The sequence below is a fragment of the Acidicapsa dinghuensis genome (assembly GCF_025685685.1).
In the GTDB taxonomy this organism is placed as follows: Bacteria; Acidobacteriota; Terriglobia; order Terriglobales; family Acidobacteriaceae; genus Acidicapsa; species Acidicapsa dinghuensis.
Genome location: NZ_JAGSYH010000014.1, coordinates 1 through 7,302, shown reverse-complemented (window position 1 = coordinate 7,302; position 7,302 = coordinate 1). Strand labels below are relative to the sequence as shown.

The following is a 7,302-nucleotide window of genomic DNA, read 5'->3' as shown; positions in this document are numbered from 1 at the left end:
AGCTCAGTCGGGCATTCTTATGAATGTCCATTCGATCCTCCGAAGATTCCTAGTTGCTCGTCACAACCAGCTTCTCCGGTCCAAATCGAATGGACAACCTCCTGAAAGATCACAGGTGCCCCATCCTTTCCGCGTAGTGTGCGGAAAGGGTGGGAACCACCAAAGCCCGCACCACCCAACCAAATTAGCCGGGTGCCCCAGGTCTCGCTTCTGAGACCTGGGACCATATTCGTGCGAAAGCGCGAACCCGTTCTTGCACGTGCTTTTCTGTCTGTCATTCCCCTCAGGGAAATCTGCGTCTACCCTGCATCACCATAGATCGGCGTGCCCCATTCATTCGACGCTCCTTGTCAAATGAGTGGGAAACAACCAAAGTCTCGATGACCCCGGTTGTCGTTGCAGTTGCCGTTGCTGTTGTCGTTGTCGTTGCTGTTGCCGTTGCTGTTGCTGTTGCTCTTTTGTCTGTCATCCCCGCAGGGGATCTGCTTTTGCTGTTGCTTTTGTCGTTGTAGCTGTTTTTGCCTATCTTGTCTGTCATTCCCCTCAGGGGAATCTGCTTCTACCCCACATCCGCACCAATCGGGGGTGCCCATTCATTCGACGCTCGTTGTCGAATGAGTGCGAAACAACCCAAGCCCGCACAGCAAACCCAATTCGCGCAAAGCGCGAACCGGAGGGAGCAGGGGCATTCATGCCCCTGAACAGACACAAACAAAGAAAGCGGCTTTAGCCGCGGGCTCTCGCCACATTCGCCGGGTCTCAAGTACCCCATATGCGTACTTCGCGAAGAGATGTGGATTCAAATTTGCGCAAAAGCACGAACCGTCTCTGTTTTCCCTCTGTAATTCCTGAAGAAAATTCCTTCTAGATGAATAGCAAACTTATGTTATGTCGATATTTATATAGGCTTGGGTTGAAGAAGTAATTCGACTAGCTGTCAACAGTAACGCGTTGGGAAGTGCTACCGGGAGCGGCCTGCCAAGCCATCTACCAATAAACCGCGTGGTTGTCAGCGAATTTTCCCGTTGCTATGGCAGCCCGTAAGTCGGCCAGGGTCGTTGGCTTTTCAAATCCGAATCCGATTCCTCCCCAGACAAACCGCATGGAGTTGTCGGGAGCGGCGTCGAGTACCAAGATTCTGTTACTAACCCCAATTCCTCCGTGTTCGTAGTAAATGAACCAACGACTTTCGCAAACGCCGGCGAAAATTAAGCGCCGACTCGGCAGTCGTGGTAGTCCAATAACGTCCGTAACTTGATATTTTTGGTTGGGGTCAGCCAGGGCGAATGACTTCACCCCTGTAATGGTCGCGAATGCGTTTTTGACCGGTTGAGAGAGGCCTTCGGTCGAGGTGATGATTGCGAAATTGCCATCGAGAATGTGTTGTTTCTCTGAAGTCGATATTGTTCGATGAAACTTGTAGGCCAAGTCAGAGTGCGTGAGCTCAGTGGAATCGGCTGCGGGCAGCGACAAAGGCTTCACAACGAAACGGCGATGAAAATAGACAGCCCCAGCAATGAACACAACACCGGCCATCAGCAACCCTAGTCGCATATTAATTCGCGTCATACGGTCTCCTGAAGTCCGATAGCTTTGGGGCCGGATTTCTATATCTCTCCGCGCACTTCGCGGAGAGACCTGGAACCAAATTCGCGCGCAGCGCGAACCCCTGTTCCCTGGTCCCTCGCATCACTTCCACGTATGCGCCACAATAGGCAACCCCGTAACTGGCCAATGTCCCACCTGCGCATTCACATTCGTAGCCACAGGCACCGATGAACCAGCGGACACCACGCTCACATTCCATCCGTCAAACGCAAGATACGGCTCCTCGCCTTTGAGATCCGCAGTATCGGCTTCAATCTCAATCGTGCGGCTCTCACCCGGCACCAGTGAAATGTAGTTATCGCTGTAAAACACTGGCAGCACGCGCTCATTCACCGCATCCACACCCGTCTTGCCCGGATCGCCATGCCGCAACTGCACATGCGTCAGCAGCGCCACTTCCTTCCCCGGATTCGTCAGCTTCAGCGTAATCTTCATCGTGTCGCCGTCATCGTGCCGTGTTGCGTTCGCTTCCAGCGCCATCGTCTGCATCGTGTTCAGCGCCGTCAGATCATCCGGAGCATCCGGCATCCCATGCCAGTACAGATTCTCTGAAACCAGCTTCCCCCCGCCATTCTTTAACTGAAGCTGCACAAAATACACCGGCGAAAGCTTCGGCTTATCCCACGGCCCAAGCAGCGATCCAATATCGATAGAACGGTCTCCCGGCCCAGTCACCGGCAACTCGCGCTTCAGCACAGCCTGCCCATCGATATCGTAGATCGTCAGGTACGCCATGTAACCCGAAATGATCTCCGGCGTGTTGTTGATCACCTCTATCGAATCCGTCAACTGGTTGAGTTGGATATGCACCATCTCCCCGGCCTTCTTCACCGCATACATCGCCGAGTCCGGCTCAAGATCGTGGTGATACAGCTGCCATACAAAACTAGGCTGTGCCGGGTTGCTCATCCACGTGATAATCGCCGTCGACGGATTGAAGAGCTTTGCACTACGCCCCTCATACATCGCGCGATACGCCTCATAATTCGCCAGCTGGCTCTTGCGCACAAAGTCCGCAAGGTTCGCAACCTTGCCATACCGCGCCGCCAGCGTCATGGGAAACGTGTCGCTGCCCGAAGCTCCGCGAGCAAAGTCATGCTCTGCCCAGTCATCGTCAATCTGCTCCCAATCCTTCTGCGGCATCATCCCCTGAATCGACTCAATCGTCGGAATCGATGTGCTGCCGATCTCCGTCTTGAACGCTTCGTTGTAGACGTAGTACTCGCGCGGCGTCCTCCAGCGATAAGGACCACCCGAGTTCACGCCATGCCCCGAAGTCGAGCTCGGCTGATACAGCCGCGTTGGCTCAAGCTCCGCCATCAGCACGCGCAACTGATCATCGATCTCCTTCGGCGGAAAGCCCTCATTCCGCGCGCACCAGATTGCAATCGAAGGATGATTGCGATAGTGCAGTATCTTGTCCCGCACATTCGCCATGTACGTCGGCAGATCATCCGGGTTCGGCCCATCCGACGGATTCGGCTGGAAGAACTCATCCCATAGCAGAATGCCGTACTTGTCGCACAGCTCGTAAAAATCCTCGCCCGTCGACTGCCCCACCCAGTTGCGGATCAGGTTCACATTCGCAATCGCATGCATGCGAATCTCCGCCTCAAGCCGCTCGCGCGGAATCCGCTTCATGCCTTCGTCGAGTCCCCAGTCGCCGCCGCGAATAAAGATCCGCACCCCATTCACCGAAACCGTCAGATTCTCCGAATCGGGCACTGAATACGTAATCTTCCGCACGCCAAACTGAAATGTCTGCTCGTCCGATGCCGATCCATTCTGGTTAAACGCCAGATGCAGCGAATACAGATTCTGCGGCCCGTATCCATTCGGCCACCACAGCTTCGGATTCTGCATGTGCAGCGATGCAAACTCCGCAGAAGTCAGCGAAACCTTCTTCGACTCCTTCGGCCCAAGCTGCACATCCTTATCCACCACCACATCGCCAAAGTCCGCATGGAACGTGCCCGTCTCCGGCTGGTTTGCAAGATTCTCAAGCGTCGCCGAAATCGCCACCTCCGCCGAGTCCGTCTTCGGCAGCGGCAGATCTGTAGTCACCAGCGGATCTTTGAGCACCACCGGACCTGTTGAATTCAGGTACACCTTGTTCCAGATACCCGAATCGCGATCCCGGATTCCCGGCAGCCAGTCCCATCCAATCGTGCACAGGAATGTCGGCCCATCAATCGCCGTGATGCCGCCGTTCGTCACCATCCCATTCGCGATCGTGTGTTCATATGGATTGCCCGGATGCGGCTGCGGTTTCACCTGCACCGCAATCGCAATCTTCTCGCCCGCCTTCACATACGGCGAGATATCGAAGATGCCGCGTTTGAACGCTCCACGCATCGTTCCCAGATACGTCCCGTTCGCCCAAACCTCCGCCGAAAAGTTCACGCCCTCCAGATTCAGCCACACATGCCGCCCGCGATACGCCGCCGGGACATCAACAACAGTCCTATACCAATAAGAAGTCTTGTTAAGCGATTCCGGAATCCGATCGGGTCTGTTGTTCTCTCCATACAGCGGCTCCGGATAAACACCATTCTTCACCAGCGTCGTAAGCACCGTCCCCGGCACCACCGCGTCATACCAATCCTTCGGCTTGTACGACGTCCGCGAGATCCTCGCGCCTGCCCCGGTTCCCTTCTCCGGCACCTTCGCCGCGTCCTGCATCTGCCATCCTGAAGTAACCGGCACTTCCACAGAAGCCTGCCCGGCAAACGCAGCCAGACTACTCCCCACACTCAACAACGCCAGCAAAATCAATCGTGGTAACGATGCCATACCGCGCAAGGACGAAACCTTCTTAAACATGAAAAGATCCCCAATCATTCCCGAATTACCAAGGAAGAAACCAATCATACTATCCAACATTCGCGACTTATCTCACGCGCAATCTATAACGCAAACGTCAATTCCCTAATGCATCACCGTATGTTCAGGCCCATTCAACTTGCGATGCGCCGGCCGCAAAATTGCTCCACGTGGAACAATTTTGATCTCGAAAACCTTAGGCCACTGCTTACCCGTCACAAAGATCCGGTCATGCTGCGCATCGTAAGCAATCCCATTAAGCACCGACTCGTTGTTGATCCTCTGATCATCCGGCAATATGCCCGTTAAATCGATCCATGCGATTACATGGCCGTCTACAGGCGAGATGCGCGCAATGCGATCCGAGTGCCATACATTCGCATAAATCTCACCTTTGATGTACTCAAGCTCATTGAGCTGATCGATCTTCGTAATGCCGTCGTGCACAACGATGTGGCGAACCTCAGCGAATGTCCTTGGATCGCGGAAGCGCAGGGTGTCGCTGCCGTCGCTGGTGATGATTTCCTTTGCAGTGCGCGTCATGCCCCAGCCTTCGCCGCTGTAGGTGAACTGCCGGATCGGACGCAGAGTGAACTGGTCGTAGACGAAGCCTATGTGCGTCTGCCATGTCCACTCATAGATGGTGGAGCCGACGTTGATGATGCCTTCGCCGAAGTACTGCGGCGGGAGTGTGTGGCGCTGCAGAATCTTGCCGGTTTCGGGCTGAATGACCAAAACGGCCGAGTTGCCTTTGAGGCCCGTGCCTTCGTAGAAGAGTCCGTTCTGGTAGTAGAAGCCTTCGGTGTAGCTATCGGTGGAGTGGGGATAGGTGGCGACGACTTTGTAGCCGTCGACGGGAGCTAATGCCGAGGCCATGGATGGGATGAGAAGTGTGGCGGCCAGTGCGATGGTGGAGAACTTCATTTTGTCTCCACCTTAGCAGATGAGTGTTCCACGTGGAACATTCCGGGCTGCGAGTGAAATTGCTCCACGTGGAGCAATTTGGGCGTTGGTTTTGCTCCACGTGGAGCAATTTGGGAGGCTGGGTTTGTGGAGAAGGATTGCTCCGCGTAGAACACTTTGGGGTGAATGGAGATGGGGTTGGCGAGGTTTGTTGGAAGTGCTGTGACTACATGCGATTACAGTTGCCGAGAATTATGGGCATTTGTGCCTTGTTACAGCGAATGGGGATGGACGGTGATTCAAGGGTTGTGGAGCAATTGTTGAGAGGGTTCGTGCTGCGCACGAATGTGGTTAGAGGTGTGAGCTTTTGTGGTTCCCCGGTCTCAAAAACGAGACCGGGGGCACCCGCATTTTCCCTTTTGGGGACCGGGGCCACCCGCCGAGTCACTGCCGTTTACAGACGTATACGCGGCCCGACAGCCTAACTTGGGTTACGGTTTTGAGGGATCAGTGGAACTATTTCGATTGGTTGGCCATCAGGGACGCTCTTGATTTGGCGCGCAAAATCGGCGCGACTCAACATGCCCTTCAGCGCATCAACGGAGTAGAGGTTCGTCAGGTCGGCCGACCCCTCGCTCGTGATGAACGGATAAATTGGAAGCAAACGTTCGCCCTGCCTGATCGAACCCTTTGTCTGGGACCACTCCCTTGCTGTCTCGTATCCCAGATGTGCTTCCGGATCAGTCAGCATAAGCCCTGCCCACTCATCAAGCGTGCTACACACCGGCTCCAGCTCTCCTGTTTCGGGATCGAAGCGCGTCACACCTTCCACATCGAAGCAGAATTGATAGCCGAAGATGTCTTCAGCAAACGCAAATGGTTTGACTTCCGTCAGCCCGTAGGCACGCTTCCAAAGCGAGGCTTTGTTCCACGTAACAACCTCCTGCTCGTTGTAACGATCACTCGGCAAATACGTGTACACATGCAGAGCCTCCGCAAACGCATAGAAGCCGTTCTTGAGGCCGAGCAAAAAAGCATACTCCGGAAGCTGCGGTCCCAAAAACGATAGGTCTGCGTTGAAGCGGATGCGATCAAAAGTCTGTTCGATAGCATTCCCGCCTAGCTTACAGAGTTCTTCGAGTTCCGAGTACTTCTCCATGGTTGATCTCACTGTGGCTTTGGTGTCGGTGGAGGGCGGGTGGCCCAGATCTTATGTTTCCTCCACCACCGAGGGTGCCCCAGGTCTCGATTTTGAGACCTGGGTTTCAGCGATGCCTCGTTCTCTGTGCATGGCTGTCCACCAGGATTCTATCTCCACTGGACCACGGTCTCCGGTTCGGTAGTGCCGGTAGCTGGACCACCGCCAGTCTTCGGGTTGTTGAACGAGGCCGCGAGCTACCGGGTTGCGATGCATGTACTTGAGCTTCTCGACGTGTTTTGCATTGGTGTATACATTGAAGTCATAGTAGCGAGCCTGCCAGAAGGGTTTCTCCTGTCGCTGGACAGCGACTGAGAGTTTCAAGGCCTGTATCGCCGTGGAGAGAAGCGTGCGTTTAGGCTCACTCACAAGAAGATGCACGTGCTCAGGCATGACGACGTATCCGAAGACGAAGAAGTCATAGCGATTTCGCATCCTTTCCAGAGATTGTTCAAAGAGGTTTCGTACGGCCGTAGTGTCCAGGTATGCTTTGCGCCGGTAACAACTGAAGGTGATGAAATGGAAGTCGCCCGTTTGCTGATACCGGGTTAGCTTGTTGGCCATGGGAGCATCGTAACCCAGGTCTCGTTGAGTGTCTCGTTGAGACCTGGGGCACCCTCGGTGGTGGAATTTCAGATCTGGGCCACCTGTGATCTTTCAGGAGGTTGTCCATTCGATTTGGACCGGAGAAGCTGGTTGTGACGAGCAACTAGGAATCTTCGGAGGATCGAATGGACATTCATAAGAATGCCCGACTGAGCTATCGCAGT

6 protein-coding genes are annotated in these 7,302 nt (G+C 54.6%); 1 reads left to right on the top strand and 5 read right to left on the bottom strand.

The window, feature by feature from the left end; genetic code table 11:
* Positions 1-380 precede the first annotated feature (380 nt).
* Positions 381-512 (top strand): hypothetical protein, encoded by a 132-nt coding sequence (locus tag OHL22_RS24880; RefSeq protein ID WP_263342615.1) that lies wholly within the window; start codon positions 381-383, stop codon positions 510-512.
* A gap of 475 nt (positions 513-987) precedes the next feature.
* Here the strand turns inward: OHL22_RS24880 and OHL22_RS24875 are convergent, their stop codons facing one another.
* From OHL22_RS24875 to OHL22_RS24855, 5 genes are all read right to left on the bottom strand, one after another.
* Positions 988-1,569, bottom strand: a complete 582-nt coding sequence (locus tag OHL22_RS24875; RefSeq protein ID WP_263342614.1) for a hypothetical protein — start codon at positions 1,567-1,569, stop codon at positions 988-990.
* Between the two features lie 120 nt (positions 1,570-1,689).
* Positions 1,690-4,431, bottom strand: a complete 2,742-nt coding sequence (locus OHL22_RS24870; RefSeq protein ID WP_263342612.1) for a glycoside hydrolase family 2 protein — start codon at positions 4,429-4,431, stop codon at positions 1,690-1,692.
* 105 nt (positions 4,432-4,536) lie between these two features.
* On the bottom strand, positions 4,537-5,355 hold the full coding sequence (locus tag OHL22_RS24865; protein ID WP_263342611.1) for a glutaminyl-peptide cyclotransferase: 819 nt from the start codon (positions 5,353-5,355) through the stop codon (positions 4,537-4,539).
* Between the two features lie 460 nt (positions 5,356-5,815).
* A complete protein-coding gene (locus tag OHL22_RS24860; protein WP_263342609.1) occupies positions 5,816-6,493 on the bottom strand; it encodes an SMI1/KNR4 family protein in 678 nt (225 codons plus the stop codon).
* A 51-nt stretch (positions 6,494-6,544) separates the two neighbouring features.
* On the bottom strand, positions 6,545-7,096 hold the full coding sequence (locus OHL22_RS24855; protein WP_263342607.1) for an REP-associated tyrosine transposase: 552 nt from the start codon (positions 7,094-7,096) through the stop codon (positions 6,545-6,547).
* Positions 7,097-7,302: the final 206 nt, after the last annotated feature.

Bases quoted from the DNA above. Each gene is read 5' to 3' on its own strand.
- OHL22_RS24875 (WP_263342614.1), bottom strand. From the start codon at position 1,569: ATGACGCGAATTAATATGCGACTAGGGTTGCTGATGGCCGGTGTTGTG.
- OHL22_RS24870 (WP_263342612.1), bottom strand. From the start codon at position 4,431: ATGTTTAAGAAGGTTTCGTCCTTGCGCGGTATGGCATCGTTACCACGA.
- OHL22_RS24860 (WP_263342609.1), bottom strand. From the start codon at position 6,493: ATGGAGAAGTACTCGGAACTCGAAGAACTCTGTAAGCTAGGCGGGAAT.
- OHL22_RS24865 (WP_263342611.1), bottom strand. From the start codon at position 5,355: ATGAAGTTCTCCACCATCGCACTGGCCGCCACACTTCTCATCCCATCC.
- OHL22_RS24880 (WP_263342615.1), top strand. From the start codon at position 381: ATGACCCCGGTTGTCGTTGCAGTTGCCGTTGCTGTTGTCGTTGTCGTT.
- OHL22_RS24855 (WP_263342607.1), bottom strand. From the start codon at position 7,096: ATGGCCAACAAGCTAACCCGGTATCAGCAAACGGGCGACTTCCATTTC.